This is a genomic window from Cupriavidus neocaledonicus (assembly GCF_000372525.1).
Classification (GTDB): Bacteria; Pseudomonadota; Gammaproteobacteria; order Burkholderiales; family Burkholderiaceae; genus Cupriavidus; species Cupriavidus neocaledonicus.
Genome location: NZ_AQUR01000089.1, coordinates 18,896 through 45,495, shown reverse-complemented (window position 1 = coordinate 45,495; position 26,600 = coordinate 18,896). Strand labels below are relative to the sequence as shown.

Below are 26,600 nucleotides of genomic sequence, written 5' to 3'. Positions count from 1 at the left end.
GATCGGAACGGCCGGCATTCAGGCGTTGCCGATCGCGAGAAAATCTTCCGACTTGAGCGAGGCGCCGCCAATCAGGCCCCCGTCGATATCGGTCATCGAAAACAGTTCGGCCGCATTGTCGGGCTTGACGCTGCCGCCGTACAGGATTGCCATGCGCTCGGCCACGCCCGCGTCGCGCGCGGCCACCTGGCCGCGCAGGAAGGCATGCACCGCCTGCGCCTGCGCGCTGGTGGCGGTCTTGCCGGTGCCAATGGCCCACACCGGCTCATAGGCCAGCACCACGCGACCCAGCTGCTCCACCGTCAGCGCTTCCAGCACCGCCTGCAGCTGCCGGCCGACCACGGCCTCGGTCTCGCCCGCCTCGCGCTGGGCCAGGGTCTCGCCCACGCACACCACCGGGACGATGCCGAACTCGAGTGCCCGCAGCGCCTTGGCGGCGACGGCCTGGTCGGTCTCGCCATGGTAGGTGCGGCGCTCGGAGTGGCCGACCAGCACATAGGTGCAGCCGAACTCGCCCAGCATGGATGCCGCGACTTCGCCGGTGAAGGCGCCGCGCGCCTCCGCGGACACGTCCTGTGCACCCCATGCCACTTTGGAGCCATTCAGCAGCGCCTGGCATTGTGCAAGATAGGGGAACGGCGCGCAGACCGCCAGCGTCGCGCCGGTCACACCGGCGCCAGCCTGGATGCCTTCCAGCAGTGCCGCGTTGGCAGCCAGGCTGCCGTGCATCTTCCAATTGCCGATGACGAGCTTTTGTCTCACGAGGTGCCCCTCCCAAATCAAACCCGCTATTGTAGCGTGTGGCAGGGGCAAGGCGCTACGCCCGCCGATTTACCAGGTCAGCACGATCTTGCCGATATGCTCGCTCGACTCCATCAGCCGGTGCGCGTCGGCCGCCTGCGCGGCCGGGAACACCTGGTGGATCACCGGCTTGATCTTGCCGGCCGCCAGCAGCGGCCACACCTGCTCGTGCAGCGCCGCGGCGATCTTGCCCTTGAACGACGCCGGGCGCGGGCGCAGCGTCGAGCCGGTCACGGTGATGCGCCGGCGCAGGATGTCGCCCAGCGGGATCTCGGCCTTGGCGCCGCCCAGCAGCGCGATGATGACGATGCGGCCATCGTCGGCGATGCACTTGAGCTCGCGCGCCAGGTAGGGGCCGGCGACCATGTCGAGGATCACGTCGACGCCCTTGCCGCCGGTCAGCGCCGCCACTTCGGCAACGAAGTCCTGGGTCTTGTAGTTGATGGCGCGGTCGGCGCCGAGGTCTTCGCAGGCCTTGCATTTTTCATCGGTGCCGGCGGTGACGAATACCTTGTAGCCGAGCGCCTTGGCGATCTGGATCGCAGTGGTGCCGATGCCGCTGGAACCGCCCTGGATCAGCAGCGTTTCGTCCTTGCCGCGCGGCCCCTGGCCCAGGTAGCCGCGGTCGAACACATTGCTCCACACCGTGAAGAAGGTTTCCGGCAGCGCCGCGGCCTCGATGTCGCTGAGGCCGTCCGGAGCCGGCAATACCTGCGCCAGCGGCGCAGTGCACAGCTGCGCGTAGCCGCCGCCCTGCACCAGCGCGCAGACGCGGTCGCCCACCTTGAGACCGAAGCGGTTGTCGGCATGCGCCAGGTCGCCGCCGACCACCACGCCCGCCACTTCCAGGCCAGGCAGGTCCGATGCGCCGGGCGGCACCGGATAGTTGCCGGTGCGCTGGAACACGTCCGGCCGGTTCACGCCGGCGGCCGCCACGCGGATCAGCACCTCGCCCGCGGCGGGCACCGGATCGGGCCGCTCGGTCAGCTGGAGGACTTCGGGGGCACCGTATTCGCGGATCTCGATGGCTTGCATGCTTGTTTGCTCCTTGTCTTTTGCTCGGTGTGAGCCTTGGCTCGATGGGTTGCCGCAGTGTAAACAAAAAAACGGCCGGGCATCGCCCGGCCGTTTTTCCGCGGCGCCGCCTTCCGGCGGCGCCGCTGGGACACGCTGTCCCGCTTATTGCTGCTGTTCCGAGCCGCCGGCCGGTGCCGCCGGGGCAGCGCCTTCGCCAGCGTTGATCGGGCTGATGCTGCCGCCCTCTTCGGCCAGCGCGGCCTTCAGCGACAGGCGCAGGCGGCCCTTCTCGTCGGCCTGGATCAGCTTGACGCGGACCTGCTGGCCTTCCTTCAGCCAGTCCTTGATGTCCTTGACACGCTCGTTGACGATTTCCGAGATGTGCAGCAGGCCATCCTTGCCCGGCAGGATGTTGACGATGGCGCCGAAGTCCAGCAGCTTCAGCACGGTACCGGCGTAGATCTTGCCCACTTCGGCTTCCGCGGTGATGCCCTCGATGCGGCGCTTGGCTTCGGCCATGCCTTCGGTCGAGGTCGAGGCGATGGTGATGGTGCCGTCTTCCTGGATGTCGATGGTGGTGCCGGTTTCCTTGGTCAGCGCCTGGATGGTCGAGCCGCCCTTGCCGATCACTTCGCGGATCTTGTCCGGATGGATCTTCATGGTGATCATGCGCGGCGCGTGCGCCGACAGCTCGGTGCGGGCGTGACCCATCGCTTCCTGCATGTTCGACAGGATATGCAGGCGGCCTTCCTTGGCCTGCGCCAGCGCGACCTGCATGATCTCCTTGGTGATGCCCTGGACCTTGATGTCCATCTGCAGCGCGGTGATGCCGTTATCGGTACCCGCCACCTTGAAGTCCATGTCGCCCAGGTGATCTTCATCGCCCAGGATGTCGGTCAGCACCGCGAACTTGTTGCCTTCCAGGATCAGGCCCATGGCCACGCCGGCCACGTGCGCCTTGACCGGAACGCCGGCGTCCATCAGTGCCAGGCAGCCGCCGCACACCGAAGCCATCGACGACGAACCGTTGGACTCGGTGATTTCCGACACCAGGCGGATGGTGTAGGCAAATTCATCTTCCTTCGGCAGCACCGGGATCAGTGCGCGCTTGGCCAGGCGGCCGTGGCCGATTTCGCGGCGCTTGGGGCTGCCCACGCGGCCGGTTTCACCGGTGGCGAACGGGGGCATGTTGTAGTGGAGCATGAAGCGGTCGCGGTACTCGCCGGCGAGCGCGTCGATGATCTGCTCGTCGCTCTTGGTGCCCAGCGTGGCCACCACCAGCGCCTGGGTCTCGCCGCGGGTGAACAGCGCCGAGCCGTGCGCGCGCGGCAGCACCGACGAACGGATCTCGATCGGGCGCACGGTGCGGGTGTCGCGGCCGTCGATGCGCGGCTCGCCGTTCAGGATCTGGCCGCGCACGATCTTGGCTTCCAGGTCGAACATGATATTGCCGACTTCCACCTTGTCGGCTTCGACGCCGGCCTCGGCCAGCGCGGCGGCCACGTTGGCCGACACTTCCTTCAGCTTCTGGCTGCGCGCCGACTTCTGGCGCAGCTGATAGGCTTCCTGCAGCAGCGGCAGCGCGACGTCGGTGACCTTGGCGATCAGCGGCTCGTTCTTGGCCGCCGGGGCCCAGTCCCACTCCGGCTTGCCGCCTTCGCGCACCAGTTCATGGATGGCGTTGATGGCGGTCTGCATCTGCTCGTGGCCATAGACCACGGCGCCCAGCATCACGTCTTCGGACAGCTGGTTGGCTTCCGATTCGACCATCAGCACGGCGCGCTCGGTGCCGGCGACCACCAGGTCCAGGTCCGAGGTGGCGATCTGCGAGCGGGTCGGGTTAAGCAGGTACTGGCCATCCTTGTAGCCCACGCGCGCGGCCCCCACCGGGCCGTTGAACGGGATGCCCGACACGGCCAGCGCGGCCGAGGCACCGATCAGCGCGGGGATGTCGGCGGGGACTTCCGGGTTCAGCGAGACCACGTGCACGACCACCTGCACGTCGTTGTAGAAGCCTTCCGGGAACAGCGGACGCAGCGGACGGTCGATCAGGCGCGAGGTCAGGGTCTCGTTTTCAGACGGACGGCCTTCGCGCTTGAAGAAGCCGCCGGGGATCTTGCCGGCGGCGTAGGTCTTCTCGATGTAGTCGACGGTCAGCGGGAAGAAGTCCTGGCCCGGCTTCGGGCTCTTGGCGGCGACCACGGTCGCCAGCACCACGGTGTCTTCCACATCGACCAGCACGGCACCGCCGGCCTGGCGGGCGATTTCGCCGGTTTCCATGCGGACCGTGTGCTGGCCCCACTGGAATTCCTTGACGACCTTGTTGAACATGGACATGTGCATTCCTTGACTTGCGTGCTGGCCGCGCGATCTACGCAATGACACGCGCGCGGCCGGCGACGCCTGCGTTCTCAGCCGCAGGCAAACTGCCGGGTTGCCGGTCGCGGTCGCAGGGAAGTGCTATGCCATTCCAGCGCGGCACCGGCATCGCCGATGCCGTGCTGGAATGACACAAAGCCCTGTTTCCTTGCCCGATCCCGGGTGTTGGATAAAAAAGAACAACTTACTCCGTTGCGCGGCTTGCCGCAACGGCGCCCGCGCCATCGACATGGCCCGGGGGGCGTGAAGCGAAAATCACTCCATATACAGCCCGCACCCTGGCGGCATGGATTCTTCCCCGCCAGAAATGCAAAATGCCTGCCCAGCAGTGCTGAAGCAGGCATCGAGGCCTCACGCGAAACCGTGCAAACCCTGGAATCGCGCTGCCATCGGACGCAACCTTACTTGCGCAGACCCAGCTTTTCGATCAGGGCGCGGTAACGGTCGGCATCGTTGGACTTGAGGTAGTCCAGCAGGCGGCGACGACGGCTCACCATGCGCAGCAGGCCGCGGCGGCTGTGGTGATCCTTCATGTTGGCCTTGAAGTGCGGGGTCAGTTCGTTGATGCGGGTGGTCAGCAGGGCCACTTGCACTTCGGGGCTGCCAGTGTCGTTGGCGCCACGTGCGAACTGCTTGATGACTTCGGACTTGTTGATATCGGCGACTGCCATGATGATTTCCTTTCACTTGCGAACGCCACAGCGCGGGATGCGCCGCATGCGTCGTGCCATGTAATTGACTGGCTATTGCCGCCACCGGACCGGGGCCAGGTAACGACAGCCGCGGATTATAGCCGAAAAGCCGGTGCAGGAGTACCCGGCGCCGCGCCGCTCACGGTCGTTCCATCCTGCAGGTGGTCGGCAGCGTGGTCTGCGCGGCCTTGAGCTTGCGCACCGTGCGGAAGCCATAGCCCGAGCCCTCGTTGTCGAAGCGCACCGCGCCGCCCTGGCGCTCCATCACCGACACGTACAGCGGCTGCAGCACCTGGTGGTCGTCGGCCCGGACCGTGGCTTCGTGGAAGTCGTTGACGTAGCGCATGTGCTCCAGCGCGCGCGCCACCCTGACCGCGTCGGTGGAGCCCGCCTGCGTGATCGCGCGCGCCAGCATCTCGACCATCATCTGCATGCGCAGGTGGACGTAGTCGTCCTTCGGCTCCGGATAGCGCGCGCGGAATTCCTGGTAGAACGCGTCGGACGCCGCCCCGCCCACGTTGGGATGCCACTCCGCCACCGCCAGCACGCGCCCGACCCCGGCATCGCCCATCGCCGCCGGCGCGCCCAGGCCATTGCCATAGAAGGTATAGAACTTGGCCCGCAGCCCGCCCTCGCGCGCGGCCTTGACCATCAGCGTCAGGTCGTTGCCCCAGTTGCCGGTGATGACGGCGTCCGCCCCGCTGGCCTTGATCTTGGCGATATAGGGCGCGAAGTCCTTGATCTTGCCGATCGGGTGGAAGTCGTCGCCGACGATCTGGATGTCGGGCCGGCGCGCCGCCAGCATCTCCCGCGCCGAACGCGCCACCTGGTGGCCGAAGCTGTAGTCCTGGTCGATCAGGTACACGCGGCGCACTGCCTGGTCCTGGCGGATGACTTCGGTCAGCGCCTGCATGCGCATGTCGGCGCTGGCATCGAAACGGAAATGCCAGAAGCTGCAGTTCTCGTTGGTCAGGCTGGGATCGACCGCCGAATAGTTCAGGAACAGCACGCGCGCGTCCGGCTGGCGGGCGTTATGGCGGTTGATGGCCGACACCAGCGCCCCCGCCACCGCCGAGCTGTTGCCTTGCAGCACAAACGGGATGCGCTTGTCGGTCAGCGCACGCAGCTGGATCAGGCTTTCATCGACATTGCCCTTGCTGTCGAAGGTGACCAGCTCCAGCGGCCGTGCGCCTTCGGCGGTCCTGACGCCGCCGCGCGCGTTGATGCGCTCGATCGCCAGGCGCAGGTTGCGCGCCACCGCTTCGCCGGCATTGGCGAAGGGACCGGACAGGCCGTCGATCATGCCCAGCCGGATCGGCTCCTGTGCCGAGGCGCCCGCCGCTGCCACCAGCAACAACCCGCCCAGCCATCCCCGCCACCGCGCCGCAACCGTCATTCGTCTCTCCTGGAAAGCGCTGGATAGTAAGGCACCGTCCGGTTGCGGGCAAATCGCGGCGCGGACCGCACCCGCAGCGCCAATTCCAGGAGAACTGCCCGGTTTATCGGCAGATCCGCACAAAAGCAGCGTCCGAGGCACACACCGCCCGCCGCCGCACTACACTTGCGGTATCGACACCCCATCCATCGATCGAGGTCCAGCCATGCATTCCATCATCGCCAAGGGTGTGCGCCGCCTCGTGCTGGCGCTGGGCGTCGCCATGCTGTCGGCCTGCGCCACGCTGATGCCGGTGCAGGAAGGCAACCGGCTGGTGGGCCAGCCCCAAGGCGCGGTACAGGCCATGTTCGGGCCGCCCACCGATGTGTTCCCGCTGCGCGACGGCACCATGCGCTGGATCTACTCGAAGCAGCCGATGGGCCAGTATGCCTACGGCGCCGACTTCGACCGCAACGGCAACCTGACCGTGTTCCGCAACATGCTGTCGACGCCGGAGCTGTACAAGGCGCAGGTCAACACCTGGACCAAGCGCGACGTGGCCGAGCACTTCGGCATGACGCGGCTGCCGGTCAGCTACTACCCGCGCATGCGCAACGAGGTCTGGTCCTACCGCTTCCTCCACGAAGATGTCTGGCCGTCGCTGTTCCACTTCTATTTCGACGATGCCGGCGTGCTGCGCCGGACCCAGATCACGCCCGATCCGCTCTACGACCCCGACGAGCGCCGCTTTTTCTGACGCGCATGCGGTGTACCCCGCTGCGTGCCCATGAAAAAGCCCGCCATCCCCGGGTCGGGAATGGCGGGCCTGGTCCGTACGTTCAGGCTGGGTAGGCCTTCCGCCGTCTGCGCAGGAGTCGGGGTCAGATCTGCGGGTTGATCTTCTGCACGGCCTTGTCGTGCAGCTTGTTCAGCGCGGCCAGGTAGGCCTTGGCCGAAGCCGCGACGATATCCGGGTCGGTACCCACGCCGTTGACGATGCGGCCGGCCTTGGACAGGCGCACCGTGACTTCGCCCTGGGCCTCGGTGCCGCCGGTGATGGCGTTCACCGAATACAGCACCATCTCGGCGCCGCTGGCCACGCGCGATTCGATCGCATGCAGGGTGGCGTCGACCGGACCGTTGCCCTCGCCCTCGCCGCTCTGCTCCTGGCCGTCCATGCTGAACACCACACGCGCATGCGGACGCTCGCCGGTCTCGGAGCGCTGCGACAGCGAGATAAAGCGGAAGTGTTCGTTGGCGTCATGCTGGGCCTCGTTCGAGACGATGGCCATGATGTCCTCGTCGAAGATCTCGGCCTTCTGGTCGGCCAGCTCCTTGAAGCGCGTGAAGGCGGCGTTGACCTCGCTCTCGCTGTCGAGCTCGATGCCCAGTTCCTGCAGGCGCTGCTTGAAGGCATTGCGGCCTGACAGCTTGCCCAGCACGATCTTGTTGGCGGTCCAGCCCACGTCTTCGGCGCGCATGATCTCGTAGGTGTCGCGCGCCTTGAGCACGCCATCCTGGTGGATGCCGGAGGCGTGCGCGAAGGCGTTGGCACCGACCACGGCCTTGTTCGGCTGCACCACGAAGCCGGTGATCTGCGACACCAGCTTGGACGCCGGCACGATCTGCGTGGTATCGACGCCGACGTCGAGGTTGAAATAGTCGCGGCGCGTCTTCACCGCCATCACCACTTCCTCGAGACTGGTGTTGCCGGCGCGCTCGCCCAGGCCATTGATGGTGCATTCGATCTGGCGCGCGCCGCCGAGCTTGACCGCCGCCAGCGAATTGGCCACCGCCATGCCCAGGTCGTTATGGCAGTGCACCGACCACACCGCCTTGTCCGAATTGGGAATGCGCTCGCGCACCGAGCGGATCAGCTCGGCATAGCCTTCCGGCACGGCATAGCCGACGGTATCGGGCAGGTTGATGGTGGTGGCGCCCTCGGCGATCACGCCTTCGAGCACGCGGCACAGGAAGTCCATGTCCGAGCGGCTGCCGTCTTCCGGCGAGAACTCGATGTCGTCGGTGAACTGGCGCGCAAAGCGCACCGCCAGCCGCGCCTGCTCGTACACCTGGTCCGGCGTCATGCGCAGCTTCTTCTCCATGTGCAGCGCCGAGGTGGCGATGAAGGTGTGGATGCGGAACGAGTTGGCGGGCTTGAGCGCCTCGGCGGCGCGGGCGATGTCCTTGTCGTTGGCGCGCGCCAGCGAGCAGATGGTTGAATCCTTGACCACCTGCGCGATCGAGCGGATCGCCTCGAAGTCGCCGTTGGAGCTCGCGGCGAAGCCGGCCTCGATCACATCGACCTTCAGGCGTTCCAGCTGGCGCGCAATGCGGATCTTTTCCTCGCGGGTCATCGAGGCGCCGGGCGACTGCTCGCCGTCACGCAAGGTGGTGTCGAAAATGATGAGTTTGTCAGACATGGTGTGGAGCTCCTGATTGCTTATGGTGTGCTGTCCCCGGCATGCTGCGTCCGGGGCTTTACCGCCTGTTCCGCGCTCCACGGCTGTGGAATGCAAAACGCCCCGGCGTGCATGGAGCAGGCCGGGGCGTTGGAAAATTCCTTGCGGATTCCGCGCTAAGGGGTAAGTCCGTCCTTAGCGCGCGCGCGTCCCGACCTGATGGCCTAGTAGGCCACCTAGGGTGGTGCGGGCGATTAGGACTTGGCGCGAAATCATGGCTGCGACTATAGCGGACTTGGCGCGCACGCGCAACACAGGGTTTTGCCGCACGCGCCGGCGCTGGCTCAGCCCTTGGGCGGAATGCGCAGCTTCTGCCCCGGATAGATCTTGTCGGGGTGGCTCAGCATCGGCTGGTTGGCCTCGAAGATCTTGTTGTACTCGGCGCCGTTGCCGTAGGCGGCCTGCGCGATCGCCCACAGCGTGTCGCCCTTGACCACGGTATGCCATTGCGACTCGGCCGACTCGACGTTGACCGACATCTTGTCCTCGACTTTGTCGACGCCCTCGACATTGCCCGCGCACAGGATGATCTTCTCGCGCGTGGCCTGGTCGGGTGCCACGCCAAACACGGTAACGAGGCCCCGCGAGCCATCGACCTGCACCATCAACCCGGTTGCGTCCAGCCCCATCTTCCTGATATACGCCTCGATCGCGTCGCCGGCGGCGCGATTGGCGGCATCGACCTTCTCCGCCGATGCGTCCGCCGCGGCCGCTGCCTGCGCAGCCTTGGCCTCGCCGGTGCCGAACAGCTTTTCTCCCGCTTCCTTGATGAAGTCGAACATGCCCATGACATCCTCCTGACGGTGGGTGGAAAACACTGCAGAGTGCCACGGACGGATGGCCGCGGCATGAAAACAATGGTGAATTCCGCAATGCATGAAGGGCGCCTGGGCGCCCTTCTGTCGATTTATTCCCGCGGTTTCTTCTCGATCGCCGGCTTGCCATGCATGGCCCGCCAGGCCCACAGCACATAGCCCGAGATCGCGTAGGCCACGAACAGCCCGAACAGCGCCACCGGCGGATCGGTCGAGACCACCACGAACAGCACCAGGACCAGCACCATCATCCCGAACGGCACGCGGTAACGCACGTCGAGCGCCTTGCCGCTGTAGAACGGCGCATTGGACACCATCGACAGCCCCGCGTACAGCGTGATGCCGAACGCCACCCACGGCATCCACAGTTCCTTGACCGGCAGCTTGTTGTCGATCACCAGCCAGACGAAGCCGGCCACCAGCGCCGCCGCGGCCGGGCTCGGCAGGCCCTGGAAGAAGCGCTTGTCGATGACGCCGATATTGGCGTTGAAACGCGCCAGCCGCAGCGCCGCGCAGGTGCAGTAGACAAAGGCTGCGATCCAGCCCCACTTGCCCAGGTCGTGCAGGATCCATTCGTACATCACCAGCGCCGGCGCGACGCCGAACGAGGTCATGTCCGAGAGCGAGTCATACTGCTCGCCGAACGCGCTTTGCGTATTGGTGATGCGCGCCACGCGCCCGTCCATGCCATCGAGCACCATGGCAGCGAAGATGGCGATGGCAGCCGCGTCGAAGCGCATGTTCATCGCCTGCACGATGGCGAAGAAACCGGCGAACAGCGCCGCGGTGGTGAAGGCATTGGGCAGCAGGTAGATGCCGCGCCGGCGCGGGCGCTGGTAGGCGATGTCCTGGTCGTCGGCGGCTTCGTCGTCGAAGCCGTCGTCGGCGCCGCGCAGCTGGTTGTGGCGGAACGGCCGCAGGTGGGTCACGTTGCCGCCGTTGCTGCGCTTGTTACGTCGATGGAAGGCAACCATCACAGTCCTCCGTCAGGCCGCCGCTTACTGCACGTCGAGTTCGGCGAGGATGGTCGACGAGGCCGACACCTTCTCGCCGATGGTCACGCGCGGGCGTGCGTCGAGCGGCAGGTACACGTCGACGCGCGAGCCGAAGCGGATAAAGCCGTAGCGCTGGCCGCGCGAGAGGTTGTCGCCGGGCTTGGTGTAGCACAGGATGCGGCGCGCCACCAGGCCGGCCACCTGCACCAGCGTCACCAGCTGGCCGTCGGCCGCGCGCCGGATCAGCACCGCGTTGCGTTCGTTTTCGGTCGAGGCCTTGTCCAGGTCGGCATTGACGAACTTGCCGGGAAAGTATTCGACCTTCTCCACCGCGCCGTCGACCGAGACCCGGTTCGAGTGCACATTGAAGACGTTCATGAAGACGCTGATCTTCAGCGCCTCGCGGTTGGCGTACGGGTCCATGGTCTTCTCGACCACGACGATGCGGCCGTCGGCCGGGGCCAGCACCGCGTTGGGCGCCGACGGGATCGGGCGCGGCGGATCACGGAAGAACTGCAGCACGAACACCGTGATGATCCACAGCGGCAGCGCCCACCAGAAGCCCGCGCTGGCGTGCACCAGCAGCGAAATGACAAAGGCGCCGGCCAGGAACGGCCAGCCTTCACGGGCGATCAGCGGATGAGGATAGTTCATGCAGTAGGTGTTTCGGTGAAGTCAAGATCAGGGCGAGGCTGGTGCAGCGGCGGCGATCGCCGGGCCACGCTGGCCGGCTCGGCCGGTTCATGCCGCAGGGCAGCATCCGGCGCACGCCTTGCCCGAAAAGTTCGACAAGGATAACAAAAAGCCGTTCAGGTCCCGGCAATCCCCTTCCGATGATAGAAGGGCAAGGCACGGAACGCTGAACGGCTTCGACCCGCCGCCGTGCGGCGCGGGCCATCAGGCAGCGCTGCCGATCAGTTCTTCGACTGGTCGACCATCTTGTTCTTGGCGATCCACGGCATCATCGCGCGCAGCTTCTCGCCCACCACTTCGATCTGGTGCTCGGCATTCAGGCGGCGGCGCGAGATCAGGGTCGGGGCGCCGGCCTTGTTCTCGAGCAGGAAGCTCTTGGCGTATTCGCCGGTCTGGATGTCCTTCAGGCACTGCTTCATCGCCTTCTTGGTCTCCTCGGTCACCACGCGCGGGCCGGTGACGTACTCACCATATTCGGCGTTGTTGGAGATCGAGTAGTTCATGTTGGCGATGCCGCCTTCGTAGATCAGGTCGACGATCAGCTTCAGCTCGTGCAGGCACTCGAAGTAGGCCATTTCCGGCGCGTAGCCGGCTTCCACCAGGGTCTCGAAGCCGGCCTTGATCAGCTCGACGGTACCGCCGCACAGCACGGCCTGCTCGCCGAACAGGTCGGTTTCGGTTTCTTCGCGGAAGTTGGTCTCGATGATGCCGGCACGGCCGCCGCCGTTGGCGGTGGCGTACGACAGCGCGATGTCACGGGCGGCGCCGGACTTGTTCTGGTGCACGGCGATCAGGTGCGGCACGCCGCCACCTTGCGTGTAGGTGGCGCGCACGGTGTGGCCCGGGGCCTTCGGCGCGATCATGATCACGTCCAGGTCGGCGCGCGGGATCACGGCACCGTAGTGCACGTTGAAGCCGTGGGCGAAGGCCAGCGCGGCGCCTTCCTTGATGTTGGCGTGCACTTCGTTCTTGTACACGTCGGCGATCTGCTCGTCCGGCAGCAGGATCATGACCACGTCGGCGTTCTTGACGGCCTCGGCCACTTCCTTGACCTGCAGGCCGGCGTTGACGGCCTTGTTCCACGACGCGCCGCTCTTGCGCAGGCCGACCGTCACGTTGACGCCCGAATCCTTCAGGTTCAGCGCGTGGGCATGGCCCTGCGAGCCGTAGCCGATGATGGTGACGTTCTTGCCCTTGATCAGGGAGAGGTCGGCGTCCTTGTCGTAAAACACTTTCATGATGATTCCTTCAATCTCTGTCTTTTGTATGAGAGGGGCGGCATCCTCGCGCGCATCGTGTGCGCGCAGATCGCGCCGCCCCGGGGATACTGCGTGAAGCCGTTGGGTGAGCCGGGGCCGCTCAGACCTTCAGGATGCGCTCGCCGCGGCCGATGCCCGAGCCGCCGGTGCGGACGGTCTCGAGGATGGCGGTACGGTCGATGGCGTCCAGGAACGCATCGAGCTTGACGCCGTTGCCGGTCAGCTCGATGGTGTAGGTCTTCTCGGTGACATCGATGATGCGGCCGCGGAAGATGTCGGCGGTGCGCTTCATTTCCTCGCGCTCCTTGCCCACCGCGCGCACCTTGACGAGCATCAGCTCGCGTTCGATGTGCGCGCCTTCGGTCAGGTCGACCACCTTGACCACTTCCACCAGCCGGTTCAGGTGCTTGGTGATCTGCTCGATCACGTCGTCCGAACCGGTGGTGACGATGGTCATGCGCGACAGCGAGGAGTCCTCGGTCGGCGCCACGGTCAGCGTCTCGATGTTGTAGCCGCGGGCCGAGAACAGGCCCACCACGCGCGACAGCGCACCGGCTTCGTTTTCCAGCAGGACCGAAATGATGTGTCGCATTACAGGTCCTCCGCGCCGAGCAGCATTTCGGAAATGCCCTTGCCCGCCTGGACCATCGGCCAGACGTTTTCGGTGGGATCGGTCTGGAAGTCCAGGAACACGGTACGGTCCTTCAGGCGGAACGCCTCGCGCAGCGCCGGCTCGACGTCGGAGGTCTTTTCGACGCGCATGCCGATATGCCCGTAGGCCTCGGCCAGCTTGACGAAATCGGGCAGCGCGTCCATGTAGGAATGCGAGTAGCGGTTGTCGTACTCGATCTCCTGCCACTGGCGCACCATGCCCAGGTAGCCGTTGTTGAGCGAGCAGATCTTCACCGGGGTGTCGTACTGCAGGCAGGTCGACAGCTCCTGGATGCACATCTGGATCGAGCCCTCGCCGGTGATGGTGACGACTTCCTTCTCCGGGAATGCCTTCTTGATGCCCATCGCGTACGGCAGGCCCACGCCCATCGTGCCCAGGCCGCCGGAGTTGATCCAGCGGCGCGGCTCGTTGAACTTGTAGAACTGCGCGGCCCACATCTGGTGCTGGCCGACGTCGGAGCAGATAAAGGCGTCGCCGTGGGTCAGTTCCCAGATCTTTTCCACCACGTATTGCGGCTTGATGATCTCGGAGCTGCGGTCGTACTTCAGGCAGTCGACCGAGCGCCATTGCTCGATCTGTTCCCACCACCTGGCCAGCGCCTCGCGCTTGGGCTTGACGTCGCTCGCCTTGATCTGCGCGATCAGTTCCTGCAGCACGTCCTTGACGTTGCCGACGATGGGGATGTCGACCTTGACGCGCTTCGAGATCGACGACGGGTCGATATCGATATGGATGATCTTGCGCGCCTGCGAGGTGAAGTGCGAGGGGTTGCCGATCACGCGGTCGTCGAAGCGGGCACCGATGGCGATCAGCACGTCGCAGTTCTGCATGGCCATGTTGGCTTCATACGTGCCGTGCATGCCGAGCATGCCGACGAACTGCTTGTGGGTGCCGGGGAACGCGCCCAGGCCCATCAGCGTGTTGGTCACCGGGTGGCCGGTCAGCGCCGCCAGCTGGCGCAGCTCGTCGCTGGCATTGGCCAGCACCACGCCGCCGCCGCTGTAAATGTACGGACGCTCGGCGTTCTGCAGCAGTGCCACGGCCTTGCGGATCTGGCCCGAGTGCCCCTTGTTGACCGGGTTGTACGAGCGCATGTCGATCGACTTGGGGTACTCGTACTTGCAGGCATTGCGCGAGACATCCTTGGGGATGTCCACCACCACCGGGCCGGGACGGCCGGTCGAGGCGATGAAGAACGCCTTCTTGATGGTCGCGGCGAGGTCGCGCACGTCCTTCACCAGGAAGTTGTGCTTGACGATCGGGCGGGTGATGCCGACCGTGTCGCACTCCTGGAAGGCGTCCTGGCCGATGGCGTGGGTCGGCACGTTGCCGGTGATCACCACCATCGGGATCGAGTCGAGGTACGCGGTGGCGATGCCGGTGACGGCATTGGTCACGCCGGGACCGGAGGTCACCAGGGCGACGCCCACCTTGCCGGTGGCGCGTGCGTAGCCGTCCGCGGCATGGACCGCGGCCTGCTCGTGGCGCACCAGGATGTGCTCGAACTTGGTTTGCTTGTGGAGCTCGTCGTAGATGTACAGCACTGCGCCGCCGGGATAGCCCCAGACGTATTCGACGCCTTCTTCGGCAAGTGCGTGAACGAGAATTTCCGCCCCGATCATTTCGGGTGCGGCAGATGAATTGCTGTCGGCGTGGGAGAATTCCGCGCTGGGCATGTTCATTTCAGTCCTTTGCAATTTTCGGCAAAAAATTGTTTGGATGCTCTCTGCCGAACTTGTGGCTCGGGTTCAAGCGGTGCGCGTCTGCATGGAAGACCGCCTCATAAGCGGCCGGATGAGACAACCACTGATGTCGTGTGAACCGTCAATGATACTGCAATGCACCAGCGCGGTCTACGGTTGTTTTACGCCGCCGGAGTCGGCAAGTTCCCGGGGCTCTGGAAAAAAGTTTTCCGCACTGCCATGTATGTCGTGCCATACAAAACGGTACAGCGCGGCCAAATTTTGCTAGCATCCCAGCACATTGGGGCGTCGCGCGCCCCCGGCAGCACATTCACCAGAACCGGGCATTGGTCCCGGCGCAACAAGCCCCAAACCGCCTGAATGGCCACCGACCAGGAACTGTCCGCCTTTCTTGCCAGCGTCGAGCGGCGCGCCTTCAAGCAGGCCGTGTTCGCCGTCCGCGACGACGAGGCGGCGCTGGACATCGTCCAGGACGCCATGATCAAGCTGGCCGAAAAGTATGGCGACAAGGGCGCCGCCGAGCTTGCGCCGCTGTTCCAGCGCATCCTGCAGAACACCATCCATGACTGGTTCCGGCGCCAGAAGGTGCGCAATACCTGGGTGTCGCTGTTTTCCAGCCTGCGCGACGACCGCGACGGCGGCGACGACAACGACCTGCTGGAGACGCTCGAGGCACAGGCCGGCTCGGAATCGGCCGAAAGCAGCGCCGACAAGGTCGAGCGCGCCCAGGTCATGCATATCATCGAGCAGGAGATCCAGCGCCTGCCGACGCGTCAACGCCAGGCATTCCTGATGCGTTACTGGGAAGATATGGACGTTGCCGAAACCGCGGCCGTGATGGGCTGCTCCGAAGGCAGCGTCAAGACGCACTGTTCCCGTGCCACGCATACCCTTGCGCAGGCCCTGCGCGCGCGGGGGGTTCGACTATGAGCAGAAACGACAAAGAAATCCGCGAGCGCCGGTTTGCGCATGAGGTTCGCGCGGCACTCGACGCCGGCGCCGAAGCCTTGCCGGCGGACATTTCCGAACGGCTCGCCGCCGCGCGCCGGATGGCGGTCGCCCGCAAGAAGGCCGAGGCGCCCGTGCTGGTGCCGCAGCTGGCCATGCCGGGCGCGCACGCGCCGCTGTTCGACGACGACGCCTCGACGCTGCACCGCGCCGGCGCCTGGCTGCGCCGGCTGGGGCTGGTCTGGACGCTGGTGGCGCTGGGCGCCGGCCTGGTGGGCATCTACCACTGGCAGGAGCAGAAGCGCATCGAGGAGCTGGCCGATATCGACGCCGCCATGCTGCTCGACGACCTGCCGCCCACGGCCTATGCCGACGAGGGCTTCCACGTATTCCTGAAGCGCGGCCAGTAGCATGACGCGCCCGTTCCTCCGCCCCGACGCCGTGCGCCGCCGGCTGGCCGCCCTGCTGGCCGGCGCCGGCGCAGCCGCCTGCTGGGCGCTGCTTCCCGCCCCGGCACAGGCACAGGGGGCTTCCGCGGTGGACGCAGGCGCCGCCCCCCATCCGGTCCAGCCGGTCGGCGCCAAGCCCGCCTGGTCCGACCTCAGCCCCGTCAACCAGCGCATCCTGGCACCGCTGCAGCCGCTGTGGGACAGCCTGCCAGAGCTGAATCGCCACAAGTGGCTGCGAATCGCCGCGCGTTATCCGAAGTATTCGCCGGCCGAGCAGGCCCGGCTGCAGGCGCGCATGGCGGAGTGGGTCAGGATGACCCCGCAGCAACGCCGGCTGGCGCGCGAGAACTACCAGATCACCCGCTCCCTGCCGACCGAGAAAAAGACCGAGGCTTGGGACAAGTACCAGCAGTTGCCTGAAGAGCAGAAGAAGAAGCTGGCCGCCGCCGACCACGTGCCGCGCCGCCCCGGCGCGGTCAGCGCATTGCCCAGCGGCAAGCGCCTGCCCAGCGACACCAGTCACCAGTTGCGCCACCCCGCCCGGAGCGCTACCGGAACCGCGGGCCAGGGCAGCCGGGCAGTCGCCAGGCCCGCCAGCGAAGCCCAGGCGCAAGCCGCCTCGGCGGCGCCCGTAGCCGCAGCGCCCGCTGCATCCGCCCCCGCCTCCGCCTCCGCCGCCACGCCGGCCACTGCCGCCGCCGCGGCGCCGGCCGAGGTCGCGACCGAGGCGGCCGCCGCCTCCGACGCCACCGTGCGCCAGTAATTCGCGGGCCATTTGGCATAATGGCCGCCTGACGCCGGCCCGCGCACGCGCGCCGGCCCCTGCCAGGCCCGCACCGGCATCGGCATGCCCGCGGGCCGGTGCCATGTTCCCGAACGCCATCGATGCCCGCTGCCACCCTCGACCCCGTCCCCCCCGCCGCAACTGCCGCGCCGGCCGCCCCGCCGCTGCGCCGCCGCATCGCCTGCATGCTTTATGAGGGCGTGCTGCTGTTCGGCGTGCTGAGCGCCTCGACCGCGGCCTACCTGCTGGTGCGGCCGCTGCTGCAGAAACTGGGCGTGGACGGGCCGCTGGTGCTCCAGCTGTGGAGCTTCCTGGTGATGGGGCTGTATTTCACCTGGTTCTGGCAGCGCAACGGCCAGACCCTGGCGATGCAGACCTGGCGCATGCGTGTCGAAAACGCCGCGGGCGTGCCGCCGCGCTGGCCGCAGGCGGCGCTGCGCTACGTGCTGGCGTGGCTGTGGCTGCCGCCGTCGGCCGCCGTCGGCCATCTGCTGGGGCTGGTCAAGGGGCCGTTCGTCGGCGTACTGGGCGCCGGGCTGCTGCTCTGGGTCCTGCTGGCCTGGCTGGACCCGCGCCGCCAGTTCCTGCATGACCGCCTGGCCGGCACGCGCCTGACCGACCTGCGCCCCAAGCCATGAGCCTGGGTGCCGCCGGCATTCGCCGCGTCGCGGTGACCGTGCAGGCGGCCGCGGCGCTGGGGATTGCCGCGGCGCTGGTGCGCACCGCCGCCTGGCCGTGGCCCGGCGCGCTTGCCGCCGGCGCGGGACTGATCCTGGGCGGCATTGCCGCCGGCATTGCCATCGCCTTCGCGCTGAGCGGACGGGGCTTGTGGGTCGGCCGCGCCGACCACCCGCCCGCTCCGCCCGCTGAACTTGCCGCCACGCGCAGGCCGCTGCGGCTGGCGCAGGCGCTGCGCTGCTACGGCGCCGAATGCCTGGCGGTGCTGCGCATGTTCGACTGGCTGCAACCCTTCCGCGCGCGGGCACCCTTTGTGCCGGCCGACCCTGCCCGGCCCGGCCGCGATGCCCCGCCGGTGCTGCTGGTCCACGGCTACGCCTGCGGCCAGGCGATCTGGCTCGACATGCAGCCGGCACTGGCCGCCGCCGGCTACCGCTGCCAGGGGATCGACCTGGAACCCGTGTTCGGCGACATCGACGACTACGCGCGCGCACTGCTGGCGGCGATGCGGCGCATCCGCGCCGACACCGGGCGCGCGCCGCTGTTGCTCTGCCACAGCATGGGCGGACTGGCCGCGCGCGCCGCGCTGCGGCTGGCCGGCGACGAAGACCTCTGCGCCGGCATCGTGACGCTGGGCAGCCCGCACCACGGCAGCGCGCTGGCGCGCTTTGGCGGCGGCCACAATGCGCGCCAGATGCGTTGCGGCAGTCCCTGGCTGCGCGCGCTCTCGGCCGCCGAAACGCCCCGGTTGCGCGCGCGCATGATCTCGATCTTCAGCTGGCACGATTCGATCGCGGGCCCGCCCTGCACCGCGTGGCTCGACGGTGCCGGCCATATCGCGCTGTCCGGCATCGGCCATGTGTCGTTGCTGCGCCATCCCGCCGCGGTGCGTGCCGTGCTCGACGCACTGGCCGAGCTGTCCGCGCGCGGCCGCTGAGGCGATCGCGGCCCGGCTGTGCCGCGGCCGCAACGATTCATATGTCAGTCATGTTTTCGTCACCGTCGCGTCACCGCGGGCTGGCTGAATGCAGCCATCGCCGCAACCGGGACTGGCATGGTGCAAGCAATCCGATCTGCCCGCGGGTATCTGTCGAAGGCCTCGCAACTGGCGCCATGGCTGCGCCGCAGCGCTGACAGCGGCCCCGCCGCGCCGGTGACCGCCTTCATGGCGCCGGCGCTCGATGGCGCCGCGCTGGCGCCGCCGCGCGAAGCGCAGGAAACCTATCCCCCCGAGCCACACCCGATCCAGCGCTACCGCGCCATCTGGCTGTCGGACATCCACCTGGGGACGCCCGGCTGCCAGGCCGACTACCTGCTGGATTTCCTCAAGCACAACGAATCCGACCAGCTCTACCTGGTCGGCGACATCATCGATGGCTGGCAGCTGCGCCGCGGCTGGTACTGGCCGCAAAGCCACAACGACGTGGTGCAGAAGCTGCTGCGCAAGGCGCGCAAGGGCACCGAGGTGATCTACGTGCCCGGCAACCACGACGAAGCCGCGCGCCAGTTCGACGGCATGGCCTTCGGCGACATCACCGTGCGCGAAGAGGCGATCCACGTCACCGCCAGCGGGCGCCGCCTGTGGGTGGTGCACGGCGACCTGTTCGACGGCGTGGTGCAGCACGCGCGCTGGCTGGCCTACCTGGGCGATTCGCTCTACACCATGATCCTGGCGCTCAACCGGCACTTCAACCGGCTGCGCGCGCGCCTGGGCTTTCCGTACTGGTCGCTGTCGCAGTACCTGAAGCACCAGGTCAAGAACGCGGTCAACTACATCGGCGCGTTCGAGAGCGCGATGGTGGACGAGGCGCGCCGCCGCGGCTGCGACGGCGTGGTCTGCGGCCATATCCACAAGGCCGAGATCCGCGAGGTCAACGGCCAGCTCTACTGCAACGACGGCGACTGGGTCGAAAGCCTGTCGGCGCTGGTCGAAACCCTGGAAGGCGAACTGAAGATCGTCTACTGGACCACGCTGCTCGACGCACCCGCGCCCGCCATGCGCCGCCGGCGCCGCGCTGCCGTGGCCGGCTGAGCCGCGCCGGCCCCGCTTCTTTTTTGCATGGCGCCCTCCGCCTGGCGCCATCCGCATTGCCCTTTCACCGCGCCCAAGGAGGCTGCATGAAGATCCTGATCGTCACCGATGCCTGGGAACCGCAGGTCAATGGCGTGGTGCGCACGCTCAAGTCGACGCGCCGCGAACTGGAAGCGATGGGCCACACGGTCGACATGATCACCCCGCTGGAATTCCGCACCGTGCCATGCCCGACCTACCCCGAGATCCGGCTGTCGCTGCTGCCGGGCGCGCGCGTGCGGCGGCGCATCGAGGCCTTCGGCCCCGACGCGCTGCACATCGCCACCGAAGGGCCGCTCGGGCTGGCCGCGCGCAGCCACGCGCTGCGCCGCAAGCTGCCCTTCACCACCGCCTACCACACGCGCTTCCCGGAATATGTGCAGGCCCGCTTCGGCATTCCGCTGGCGTGGACCTACCGTTTCCTGCGCTGGTTCCACGGCCCCGCGCAGGCGGTGATGGCGCCGACGCCGGTGGTGCTGGACGACCTGCGCCGCTACGGCATTACCAACGCGGTGCTGTGGACGCGCGGCGTGGACCTCGACGTGTTCACGCCGCAGCGCGCCAACGTGCTCAACACCGCCCACCCGATCTTCCTGTACGTGGGCCGCGTGGCGGTGGAGAAGAACGTCGAGGCGTTCCTGGCGCTGGACCTGCCCGGCTCCAAATGGGTGGTCGGCGACGGCCCGGCGCTGCCGGCGCTGCGCGCGCGCTATCCCGGCGCCAACTACCTTGGCGTGCTGAGCCAGCCCGAGCTGGCGCGGGTGTATGCTTCCGCTGACGTGTTCGTGTTCCCGAGCCGCACCGACACCTTCGGGCTGGTGCTGCTGGAAGCGCTGGCCAGCGGCCTGCCGGTGGCCGCGTATCCGGTCACGGGCCCGATCGACGTGCTCGGCGACAGCCCCGCCGGCGTGATGCACGAAGACCTGCGCGACGCCTGCCTGGAAGCGCTGCGCATCGACCGTGCCACCGCCCGGGCCCATGCCGAGCGCTTCTCGTGGCGCGCCGCGTCCGAGCAGTTCCTGGCCCACCTGCGGCCGTTCGCCGCCGCCAGGCCGGGCCGGGGCGGCGCAGCGGTCCCACCCGTCACAGCCAAGCCTTCCGCCCCGCAAACCCATGCCGAAACCGCATCCGGAACTGCCGTCCGACCCGCCAATGCAGAGGCCGCCGCCCGCCATGCAGAGCGCTGACTACTCGATCGACCAGAATCCGCACAAGGGCAACCGGGGCCTGGCGCGCGCCTGGCATGCGGCCATCAATTCGCTGTCGGGGCTGCGCTATGCGGTGCTGGAGGAGAGCGCGTTCCGCCAGGAGCTGACCCTGGTGGTGATCCTGACGCCGTGCGCCCTGCTGCTGCCGGTGACGGCGGTCGAGCGCATCCTGCTGCTCGGCACGCTGCTGGTGGTGCTGATCGTCGAGCTGCTCAATTCCAGCGTCGAGGCCGCGGTCGACCGCATCTCGCTGGAGCGGCACAGCCTGTCCAAGCGCGCCAAGGACTTCGGCAGCGCCGCGGTGATGCTGGCGCTGGTGCTGTGCGGCGGCACCTGGATCACCATCGCCGGGCCGCACGTGGTGCGGTGGGTGCAGGCGCTGGCGGGCTGATCCAGCCCGGGGCGGGCGGAGGCGGGGCACAGAATGGGCACGGCAGGCCGATTGCTTATAATCGCTACCCTGCCCCCGACTTACCGATCGCACCGATCGCCCGGACGCCCATGGAACCGAAACCGCAAACCGGACCCCGCCGCACCAGGGACCGCATCCTCGACGTCTCGCTGCGCCTGTTCAACGAAGTCGGCGAGCCCAACGTCACCACCACCACGATCGCGGAAGCGATGGAGATCAGCCCCGGCAATCTCTACTACCACTTCCGCAACAAGGACGACATCATCAACTCGATCTTCGTGCGCTTCGAGCAGGAGATGGAGCGCCGCCTGAAGATGCCGGACGACCACAAGGCCACGCTCGACGAAAGCTGGGGCTACCTGCAGTACATGTCCGAGTTCCTGTGGAACTACCGCTTCCTGTACCGCGACATCAACGACCTGCTGGCGCGCAACCGGATGCTGGAGACCAACTTCAAGCGCATCGTCGAACAGAAGCAGCGCTTTGCGCACGAGATCTGCCGCCAGTTCATCGAGGACGGCGAGATGGAAGCCACGCCCGAGCAGGTCGAGGCCATCTGCACCAACATGGTGGTGGTCGCCACCTACTGGCTGTCGTTCCAGTTCGTGCAGCACCCGCGCCAGTACAACGACCCCGAGCAGATCCGCGGCTACCTGCACGGCTCGAGCTACCACATCTTCTCGATCCTGGCGCCGTACCTGCGCGGCCGGGCGCGGGAGGCATTCGACCAGCTGGCGCGCGACTACGCGGCAGCCAAGGCCGCCGGCGCGGCAAAGGAAACGAAGTGAAATCCGTCTGCGTGTATTGCGGCTCCAGTCCCGGCAACCGCCCCGAATACGCCGAGGGCGCACGCCTGCTTGGCCGCACCCTGGCCGAAAGCGATCTGACACTGGTGTACGGCGGCGGCAAGGTGGGCCTGATGGGCATCGTCGCCGATGCCGTGCTGGAACATGGCGGCAGGGCCATCGGCATCATCCCGGAAGCGCTGATGCAGAAGGAAGTCGGCCACCGCGGCCTGACCGAGCTGCACGTGGTGCGCAACATGCACGAGCGCAAGCAGATGATGGCCGACCGCGCCGACGCCTTTATTGCCATGCCCGGCGGCGTGGGCACGTTCGAAGAGCTGTTCGAGACCTTCACCTGGCTGCAGCTGGGCTACCACGCCAAGCCGGTGGGCCTGCTGAACCTGGCCGGGTTCTACGACGGCATGCTGGGCTTCCTGTCGCACGCGGTGCGCGAAGGCTTCCTGAAGCAGGTGCACGCCGAACTGCTGCACGTGGGCGACACGCCCGCCGGCCTGCTGGCGCAACTGGCGGCCGCGCCGCGCGTGCGCGTCGACAAGTGGGAGCAGGCGCGCGACCAGACCTGAGCGCGCCACGCAGACCGCCACCAGCCCGGGCCTCGCCGGGCCCGGCTCAGAACGACGAGCCCGGCTGCCGCAGGAACGCCTGTTCCTCCGTGGTACTGTGCCGGCCCAGCACCGCGTTGCGGTGCGGGAAGCGGCCAAAGCGCGCGATGATCACGCGGTGCTTCTCGGCCCACTCGACCGCATCCACCACCCCGCCGCTGGCTTCGCGCAGCTGCGTCATCAGGCGCACCGCCTCGTCCTGGTCTTCCAGCGACTCCGAATGCTCGAACGGCATGTAGCAGAACATGCGGTGGTAGTCGGTCGGCAGCGCGCGGTCCATGCCGCTGGCGACGATGCGCCGGGCCAGTGCCAGCGCCTGGGCATCGGTGCCGAAGCTGCGCGGATCGTTGCGGAACATGTTGCGCGGGAACTGGTCCAGCAGCACCACGCGCGCGCACGCGCCCTCCGGCGTCACCGACCAGTCGTCGGGCGCCCCGTCGCAGGCGACCTGCCAGTCGGACAGGAAGTTCGCGCGTATCTGCGCATCGAACGCATCCGACTTGGTGAACCATTGCGGGCGTGCCGTATTCCAGGCGGCCGAACCGGGCTGGTCGAACCAGAAATGCAGCACACGCAGGGCGTCTTCAGGCAGTTGGGCTGTCATCGGCGGGGGAAACCTTTCGGGGGAGAAACGGGAGCGTTGGCGCCTCAGCGCGCCACGTTGCGCATCCAGTCGGCGGTCTGGAAGAAAGCCTGCATCAGGTGCAGCTGCAGGTCTTCGGGCAGGCCGATGTCCTGCATCGCCAGCGCCATGCAGCGCATCCACTGGTCGCGCTCGCTGACGCCGATCTCGAACGGCATATGGCGCGCGCGCAGGCGCGGATGGCCGAAGCGCTCGATAAAGTGGTTGGGGCCGCCCAGCCAGCCGCACAGGAACCAGAACAGCTTGTCGCGCGAGCCCTCCAGCGACGGCGGATGCAGCGCGCGCAGGCCGGCGAACTGCGGCTCCAGGTCCATCAGGTCGTAGAAGCGGTCGACCAGTTCGCGCACGCGCGCCTCGCCGCCCACCAGTTCAAAGGCAGTGACCTCGGCATTGCCGGGCTTGTCGTCGGATTCAGTACTCATCACACACTCGGTCTGCGGCGGCGCCGGCACGCGGGGTCAGGCATCGCGCAAGGTCGCCAGCGCGGGCTGGCGCAGCACTTCGCGCAGGCCCAGCCAGCCGCCGGCAAAAGCGCACAGCATGCCAGAAACCACGCCGACCGGCACGATCCACGCATTGAAGCGGTACGGAAAGTCGAACACGAACTGCGACAGCCCCCAGCCCACCGCGATCGCGCCGAGGCTGGCCAGCAGGCCGGCGAGGCCGCCCACCACCAGAAACTCGGCATACTGCGTCTGCCGCACCAGCGCGGCCGAGGCGCCCAGCGCCTTGAGCAGGCCGGCGTCGCGCATGCGCTCGTCGCGCGCGCCGGACAACGCCGCGTACAGCACCGTCACCCCGGCGGCCAGCGTGAACACGAACAGGAATTCCACCGCCGCGATCACCTGGTCCAGGATGTCCTGGATCTGGCGCAGGATCATGTCGGTGTTGACCACGGTGATGTTGGGAAAGGCCGCGATCAGCCGGTTGCCCAGCGCAGCGCTGGCGGGCGGCAGGTGGAACGAGGTGATGTAGGTTTCGGGCATGCCCTGCATCGCCCGCGGCGGCAGGATCACGAAGAAGTTGACCCGCATCGAGCCCCAGTCGAGCTTGCGCAGCGAGGTCACGCGCGCCTGCACCGGCTGGCCGGCCACGTCGAAGCGCAGCGTGTCGCCGAGCCGGATGCCCAGGGTCTTGGCGATGCCCTCTTCCACCGACGCGCCCGCCTCGGCACCGTCGGACCCGTTCGACCAGCGCCCGGCGATCACGCGGTTGCCCTCCGGCAGCGCGTCGGTATAGGACAGGTTGAACTCGCGCTCGACCAGGTTGCGCGCGCGCCCGTCCTCGAAGCTGTCGCCGCGGATGGTGCGCTCGCCGATATGGGTCAGGCGCCCGCGCACCATCGGGTAAAGCAGGTCGGTGATGCCGGCGGCGGCCAGCATCTGGCGCAGCGGCTCGCGCTGGTCCGGCTGGATATTGATGATGAAGCGGTTGGGCGCGTCGGCCGGCGTGGCGTTGCGCCAGGAATCGACCAGGTCGTTGCGGGTCATGCCGAGCAGCAGCAGCGCCATCAGCCCCACCGCCAGCGCCACGGTCTGCAGCACCGTGACCGCGCGGCGGCGCTCCAGCACCGCCAGCGCAAAGCGCCATCCCATCGCCGCGCGCCCGCGCAGGCGCCCCCGCAGCAGCCGCGACAGCAGCGTCAGCAGGCCCAGCGCCAGCACCCCGAACACCACCCCCGCGGCGACAAAGCCGCCGGCGGTGGTCAGGCCCAGCCGCAGGTCGCGTGCGGCCACCAGCAGCAGCGCGACAAAAGCGCCCAGCCCGAGCGCGTAGGCCACCCAGGCCGACACCGGCGGCAGCCCGATATCGCGCCGCAGCACCCGCAGCGGCGCCACCCGCGTCAGCGCCAGCAGCGGCGGCAGCGCAAACCCGGCCAGCAGCACCAGCCCGGCCAGCACGCCCACCAGCGCCGGCAGCAACGACGGCTGCGGCAGCGACACCTTGAGCAGCCCGCCCAGCGACAGCAGCAGGCCATAGTGCGCCAGGTAGCCGAGCAGCACGCCGGCGAGCGCGCCGCCCGTGCCGACCAGCAGGAATTCCAGTCCGAAGGCGCGCAGGATCTGCGCGCGCGACAGCCCCAGGCACTTGTAGACCGCGCACGCATCGGTGTGACGCTGCATATAGCGGCGCGCCGACATCGCGATCGCCACCGCCGCGATCATCGACGACAGCACCGCCACCAGCGACAGGAAGCGTTCGGCGCGGTCCAGCGTGGCACGCATCTGCGGCTGGCCGGATTCCAGCGACTCGACCCGCGTATTGCGCAGCTGGCGGCGTTCGATCTCGTCCTGCGCCCATTTCTGGAAGGCCGCGCCGGCGGCGTCGGGACCGGCCACCAGCAGGCGGTAGGTGACGCGGCTGCCCCAGCCGATCAGCCCGGTGCTGTGCAGGTCCGACAGCGGCATCAGCACGCGCGGCGCGAAATTCATGAAGCCGGTGCCGCGGTCGAGTTCCTGCGTGATGATGCGGTCGATGCGGAAGCTGCGGCTACCCAGGCGCAGGCTGTCGCCCACCGCGACGCCCAGCGCGCCCAGCAGCGCCTCGTCGACCCATACCGTGCCCGGCGCGGGAATGCCGTCGGCGGGCGCGTCCGGCCCGCCCGGCGTGCCGCTCACCCTGAGCCGGCCGCGCAGCGGATAGCCGCCGGTCACCGCCTTGAGCGCGGCCAGCTGGCTGGGCGGCTCGGCCCCGGCCTGGGCCTTGCCCTCGGCAGTGGCCATGCTGGGGAAGGTGACGGTCTGCGCCACCGCCAGGCCGGCGGCGCGGGCGCGCTGTGCGAACGCGGCGTCGAAAGGCTGGTCGGCCACCAGCAGCACATCCGAGGCAATCATCTGCCGCGCATCGCGCTCCAGGCCCAGCCGCATGCGGTCGGCCATGAAGCCCACGCTGGTCAGCGCGGCCACGGCCAGCACCAGCGCAAACAGCAGCAGGTAGAGCTCGCCCGCCAGCCAGTCGCGCCGGGCCATGCGCAGCGCCTGGCGCCAGGCGGAAAATTGGCCGCCGGTGGCGGCGTGCAGGCCGGCGGGCTGGGCGGCAGTGGCCGGGACGTCGATGGCGGACTCGGAGGGCATCGGTTGGCGGTTCTTGGTTGCTGGCGCCGGTGCGCCTCGGGTCAGTCGGGCAATGCAAAAA

At 67.8% G+C, this 26,600-nt stretch carries 26 protein-coding genes; 11 read left to right on the top strand and 15 right to left on the bottom strand.

Annotation, left to right across the window (positions count from 1 at the left end; translation table 11 throughout):
• Nucleotides 1-18: 18 nt before the first annotated feature.
• The 5 genes from tpiA to A3AG_RS0110940 all read right to left on the bottom strand — a co-directional run bounded on the left by tpiA (nucleotide 19) and on the right by A3AG_RS0110940 (nucleotide 6,285).
• Nucleotides 19-762 carry a triose-phosphate isomerase gene (gene tpiA, locus A3AG_RS0110960; protein WP_018005440.1) on the bottom strand — a complete coding sequence of 248 codons (744 nt, stop codon included), beginning with the start codon at nucleotides 760-762 and terminating at the stop codon, nucleotides 19-21.
• A 69-nt stretch (nucleotides 763-831) separates the two neighbouring features.
• Nucleotides 832-1,836, bottom strand: a complete 1,005-nt coding sequence (locus A3AG_RS0110955; RefSeq protein WP_018005439.1) for an NAD(P)H-quinone oxidoreductase — start codon at nucleotides 1,834-1,836, stop codon at nucleotides 832-834.
• Nucleotides 1,837-1,980: 144 nt separating this feature from the next.
• The gene (gene pnp, locus A3AG_RS0110950; protein WP_018005438.1) at nucleotides 1,981-4,155 is read right to left on the bottom strand and encodes a polyribonucleotide nucleotidyltransferase; all 2,175 of its coding nucleotides are present in this window, start codon (nucleotides 4,153-4,155) and stop codon (nucleotides 1,981-1,983) included.
• Nucleotides 4,156-4,598: 443 nt separating this feature from the next.
• On the bottom strand, nucleotides 4,599-4,868 hold the full coding sequence (rpsO, locus tag A3AG_RS0110945) for a 30S ribosomal protein S15 (protein WP_010809136.1): 270 nt from the start codon (nucleotides 4,866-4,868) through the stop codon (nucleotides 4,599-4,601).
• A 160-nt stretch (nucleotides 4,869-5,028) separates the two neighbouring features.
• Complete coding sequence (locus A3AG_RS0110940; protein WP_018005437.1) at nucleotides 5,029-6,285, bottom strand: branched-chain amino acid ABC transporter substrate-binding protein; 1,257 nt, start codon at nucleotides 6,283-6,285, stop codon at nucleotides 5,029-5,031.
• A gap of 205 nt (nucleotides 6,286-6,490) precedes the next feature.
• Between A3AG_RS0110940 and A3AG_RS0110935 the strand changes: the two genes are divergently transcribed.
• A complete protein-coding gene (locus A3AG_RS0110935) occupies nucleotides 6,491-7,021 on the top strand; it encodes a hypothetical protein (RefSeq protein WP_018005436.1) in 531 nt (176 codons plus the stop codon).
• 124 nt (nucleotides 7,022-7,145) lie between these two features.
• Here A3AG_RS0110935 and A3AG_RS0110930 read toward each other — a convergent pair whose 3' ends face one another.
• The 7 genes from A3AG_RS0110930 to A3AG_RS0110900 all read right to left on the bottom strand — a co-directional run bounded on the left by A3AG_RS0110930 (nucleotide 7,146) and on the right by A3AG_RS0110900 (nucleotide 14,843).
• Entirely contained in the window at nucleotides 7,146-8,687 is a 1,542-nt protein-coding gene (locus A3AG_RS0110930; RefSeq protein WP_018005435.1) for a 2-isopropylmalate synthase, read from the bottom strand.
• A 323-nt stretch (nucleotides 8,688-9,010) separates the two neighbouring features.
• Entirely contained in the window at nucleotides 9,011-9,514 is a 504-nt protein-coding gene (gene lysM, locus A3AG_RS0110925; RefSeq protein WP_018005434.1) for a peptidoglycan-binding protein LysM, read from the bottom strand.
• 119 nt (nucleotides 9,515-9,633) lie between these two features.
• The gene (gene pssA, locus A3AG_RS0110920; RefSeq protein ID WP_018005433.1) at nucleotides 9,634-10,515 is read right to left on the bottom strand and encodes a CDP-diacylglycerol--serine O-phosphatidyltransferase; all 882 of its coding nucleotides are present in this window, start codon (nucleotides 10,513-10,515) and stop codon (nucleotides 9,634-9,636) included.
• A 24-nt stretch (nucleotides 10,516-10,539) separates the two neighbouring features.
• A complete protein-coding gene (locus A3AG_RS0110915; protein ID WP_018005432.1) occupies nucleotides 10,540-11,190 on the bottom strand; it encodes a phosphatidylserine decarboxylase in 651 nt (216 codons plus the stop codon).
• Between the two features lie 260 nt (nucleotides 11,191-11,450).
• Nucleotides 11,451-12,467: a ketol-acid reductoisomerase gene (gene ilvC / locus A3AG_RS0110910; protein WP_018005431.1), complete on the bottom strand. Its 1,017-nt coding sequence runs from the start codon at nucleotides 12,465-12,467 to the stop codon at nucleotides 11,451-11,453.
• 121 nt (nucleotides 12,468-12,588) lie between these two features.
• On the bottom strand, nucleotides 12,589-13,080 hold the full coding sequence (gene ilvN / locus A3AG_RS0110905) for an acetolactate synthase small subunit (protein ID WP_012352317.1): 492 nt from the start codon (nucleotides 13,078-13,080) through the stop codon (nucleotides 12,589-12,591).
• On the bottom strand, nucleotides 13,080-14,843 hold the full coding sequence (locus tag A3AG_RS0110900) for an acetolactate synthase 3 catalytic subunit (protein ID WP_018005430.1): 1,764 nt from the start codon (nucleotides 14,841-14,843) through the stop codon (nucleotides 13,080-13,082). Before A3AG_RS0110900 ends, ilvN begins: the two co-directional genes overlap by 1 nt.
• Before the next feature lie 381 nt (nucleotides 14,844-15,224).
• On the opposite strand from A3AG_RS0110900, the gene A3AG_RS0110895 reads away from it, so the two are divergent.
• From A3AG_RS0110895 to A3AG_RS0110850, 10 genes are all read left to right on the top strand, one after another.
• Nucleotides 15,225-15,794, top strand: coding sequence for an RNA polymerase sigma factor (locus tag A3AG_RS0110895; protein ID WP_018005429.1), 570 nt, complete (start codon nucleotides 15,225-15,227; stop codon nucleotides 15,792-15,794).
• Nucleotides 15,791-16,222, top strand: coding sequence for a DUF3619 family protein (locus A3AG_RS0110890; RefSeq protein ID WP_018005428.1), 432 nt, complete (start codon nucleotides 15,791-15,793; stop codon nucleotides 16,220-16,222). Before A3AG_RS0110895 ends, A3AG_RS0110890 begins: the two co-directional genes overlap by 4 nt.
• Before the next feature lies 1 nt (nucleotide 16,223).
• Nucleotides 16,224-17,024, top strand: a complete 801-nt coding sequence (locus A3AG_RS0110885) for a DUF3106 domain-containing protein (protein ID WP_018005427.1) — start codon at nucleotides 16,224-16,226, stop codon at nucleotides 17,022-17,024.
• Nucleotides 17,025-17,146: 122 nt separating this feature from the next.
• Complete coding sequence (locus A3AG_RS0110880; RefSeq protein ID WP_018005426.1) at nucleotides 17,147-17,683, top strand: RDD family protein; 537 nt, start codon at nucleotides 17,147-17,149, stop codon at nucleotides 17,681-17,683.
• Nucleotides 17,680-18,660 carry an esterase/lipase family protein gene (locus A3AG_RS0110875; protein ID WP_018005425.1) on the top strand — a complete coding sequence of 327 codons (981 nt, stop codon included), beginning with the start codon at nucleotides 17,680-17,682 and terminating at the stop codon, nucleotides 18,658-18,660. The genes A3AG_RS0110880 and A3AG_RS0110875 overlap by 4 nt, the downstream gene beginning before the upstream one ends.
• A 117-nt stretch (nucleotides 18,661-18,777) precedes the next feature.
• Nucleotides 18,778-19,755, top strand: coding sequence for a UDP-2,3-diacylglucosamine diphosphatase (locus A3AG_RS0110870; protein ID WP_018005424.1), 978 nt, complete (start codon nucleotides 18,778-18,780; stop codon nucleotides 19,753-19,755).
• A gap of 86 nt (nucleotides 19,756-19,841) precedes the next feature.
• Nucleotides 19,842-20,981, top strand: coding sequence for a glycosyltransferase family 4 protein (locus A3AG_RS0110865; RefSeq protein WP_018005423.1), 1,140 nt, complete (start codon nucleotides 19,842-19,844; stop codon nucleotides 20,979-20,981).
• Nucleotides 20,908-21,393: a diacylglycerol kinase gene (locus A3AG_RS31575; protein ID WP_081610720.1), complete on the top strand. Its 486-nt coding sequence runs from the start codon at nucleotides 20,908-20,910 to the stop codon at nucleotides 21,391-21,393. Before A3AG_RS0110865 ends, A3AG_RS31575 begins: the two co-directional genes overlap by 74 nt.
• A gap of 110 nt (nucleotides 21,394-21,503) precedes the next feature.
• Nucleotides 21,504-22,202, top strand: coding sequence for a TetR/AcrR family transcriptional regulator (locus A3AG_RS0110855; RefSeq protein ID WP_018005421.1), 699 nt, complete (start codon nucleotides 21,504-21,506; stop codon nucleotides 22,200-22,202).
• Nucleotides 22,199-22,783, top strand: coding sequence for an LOG family protein (locus A3AG_RS0110850; RefSeq protein ID WP_018005420.1), 585 nt, complete (start codon nucleotides 22,199-22,201; stop codon nucleotides 22,781-22,783). Before A3AG_RS0110855 ends, A3AG_RS0110850 begins: the two co-directional genes overlap by 4 nt.
• Nucleotides 22,784-22,829: 46 nt before the next feature.
• On the opposite strand, the gene A3AG_RS0110845 is transcribed toward A3AG_RS0110850, so the two are convergent.
• The 3 genes from A3AG_RS0110845 to A3AG_RS0110835 are packed head-to-tail and all read right to left on the bottom strand — an operon-like array spanning nucleotide 22,830 to nucleotide 26,539.
• Complete coding sequence (locus A3AG_RS0110845; RefSeq protein ID WP_018005419.1) at nucleotides 22,830-23,426, bottom strand: DUF924 family protein; 597 nt, start codon at nucleotides 23,424-23,426, stop codon at nucleotides 22,830-22,832.
• A gap of 44 nt (nucleotides 23,427-23,470) precedes the next feature.
• Nucleotides 23,471-23,887 carry a group II truncated hemoglobin gene (locus A3AG_RS0110840; RefSeq protein WP_018005418.1) on the bottom strand — a complete coding sequence of 139 codons (417 nt, stop codon included), beginning with the start codon at nucleotides 23,885-23,887 and terminating at the stop codon, nucleotides 23,471-23,473.
• A 36-nt stretch (nucleotides 23,888-23,923) separates the two neighbouring features.
• On the bottom strand, nucleotides 23,924-26,539 hold the full coding sequence (locus tag A3AG_RS0110835; protein ID WP_018005417.1) for an ABC transporter permease: 2,616 nt from the start codon (nucleotides 26,537-26,539) through the stop codon (nucleotides 23,924-23,926).
• Between the last annotated feature and the right edge of the window lie 61 nt (nucleotides 26,540-26,600).

What these genes read in the sequence shown, in the direction of transcription:
- A3AG_RS0110955 (WP_018005439.1), bottom strand. Translation starts at nt 1,836, where the DNA reads ATGCAAGCCATCGAGATCCGCGAATACGGTGCCCCCGAAGTCCTCCAG.
- pnp (WP_018005438.1), bottom strand. Translation starts at nt 4,155, where the DNA reads ATGTCCATGTTCAACAAGGTCGTCAAGGAATTCCAGTGGGGCCAGCAC.
- rpsO (WP_010809136.1), bottom strand. Translation starts at nt 4,868, where the DNA reads ATGGCAGTCGCCGATATCAACAAGTCCGAAGTCATCAAGCAGTTCGCA.
- A3AG_RS0110940 (WP_018005437.1), bottom strand. Translation starts at nt 6,285, where the DNA reads ATGACGGTTGCGGCGCGGTGGCGGGGATGGCTGGGCGGGTTGTTGCTG.
- A3AG_RS0110935 (WP_018005436.1), top strand. Translation starts at nt 6,491, where the DNA reads ATGCATTCCATCATCGCCAAGGGTGTGCGCCGCCTCGTGCTGGCGCTG.
- A3AG_RS0110930 (WP_018005435.1), bottom strand. Translation starts at nt 8,687, where the DNA reads ATGTCTGACAAACTCATCATTTTCGACACCACCTTGCGTGACGGCGAG.
- lysM (WP_018005434.1), bottom strand. Translation starts at nt 9,514, where the DNA reads ATGGGCATGTTCGACTTCATCAAGGAAGCGGGAGAAAAGCTGTTCGGC.
- pssA (WP_018005433.1), bottom strand. Translation starts at nt 10,515, where the DNA reads ATGGTTGCCTTCCATCGACGTAACAAGCGCAGCAACGGCGGCAACGTG.
- A3AG_RS0110915 (WP_018005432.1), bottom strand. Translation starts at nt 11,190, where the DNA reads ATGAACTATCCTCATCCGCTGATCGCCCGTGAAGGCTGGCCGTTCCTG.
- ilvC (WP_018005431.1), bottom strand. Translation starts at nt 12,467, where the DNA reads ATGAAAGTGTTTTACGACAAGGACGCCGACCTCTCCCTGATCAAGGGC.
- ilvN (WP_012352317.1), bottom strand. Translation starts at nt 13,080, where the DNA reads ATGCGACACATCATTTCGGTCCTGCTGGAAAACGAAGCCGGTGCGCTG.
- A3AG_RS0110900 (WP_018005430.1), bottom strand. Translation starts at nt 14,843, where the DNA reads ATGAACATGCCCAGCGCGGAATTCTCCCACGCCGACAGCAATTCATCT.
- A3AG_RS0110895 (WP_018005429.1), top strand. Translation starts at nt 15,225, where the DNA reads ATGGCCACCGACCAGGAACTGTCCGCCTTTCTTGCCAGCGTCGAGCGG.
- A3AG_RS0110890 (WP_018005428.1), top strand. Translation starts at nt 15,791, where the DNA reads ATGAGCAGAAACGACAAAGAAATCCGCGAGCGCCGGTTTGCGCATGAG.
- A3AG_RS0110885 (WP_018005427.1), top strand. Translation starts at nt 16,224, where the DNA reads ATGACGCGCCCGTTCCTCCGCCCCGACGCCGTGCGCCGCCGGCTGGCC.
- A3AG_RS0110880 (WP_018005426.1), top strand. Translation starts at nt 17,147, where the DNA reads ATGCCCGCTGCCACCCTCGACCCCGTCCCCCCCGCCGCAACTGCCGCG.
- A3AG_RS0110875 (WP_018005425.1), top strand. Translation starts at nt 17,680, where the DNA reads ATGAGCCTGGGTGCCGCCGGCATTCGCCGCGTCGCGGTGACCGTGCAG.
- A3AG_RS0110870 (WP_018005424.1), top strand. Translation starts at nt 18,778, where the DNA reads ATGGTGCAAGCAATCCGATCTGCCCGCGGGTATCTGTCGAAGGCCTCG.
- A3AG_RS0110865 (WP_018005423.1), top strand. Translation starts at nt 19,842, where the DNA reads ATGAAGATCCTGATCGTCACCGATGCCTGGGAACCGCAGGTCAATGGC.
- A3AG_RS31575 (WP_081610720.1), top strand. Translation starts at nt 20,908, where the DNA reads ATGCCGAAACCGCATCCGGAACTGCCGTCCGACCCGCCAATGCAGAGG.
- A3AG_RS0110855 (WP_018005421.1), top strand. Translation starts at nt 21,504, where the DNA reads ATGGAACCGAAACCGCAAACCGGACCCCGCCGCACCAGGGACCGCATC.
- A3AG_RS0110845 (WP_018005419.1), bottom strand. Translation starts at nt 23,426, where the DNA reads ATGACAGCCCAACTGCCTGAAGACGCCCTGCGTGTGCTGCATTTCTGG.
- A3AG_RS0110840 (WP_018005418.1), bottom strand. Translation starts at nt 23,887, where the DNA reads ATGAGTACTGAATCCGACGACAAGCCCGGCAATGCCGAGGTCACTGCC.
- A3AG_RS0110835 (WP_018005417.1), bottom strand. Translation starts at nt 26,539, where the DNA reads ATGCCCTCCGAGTCCGCCATCGACGTCCCGGCCACTGCCGCCCAGCCC.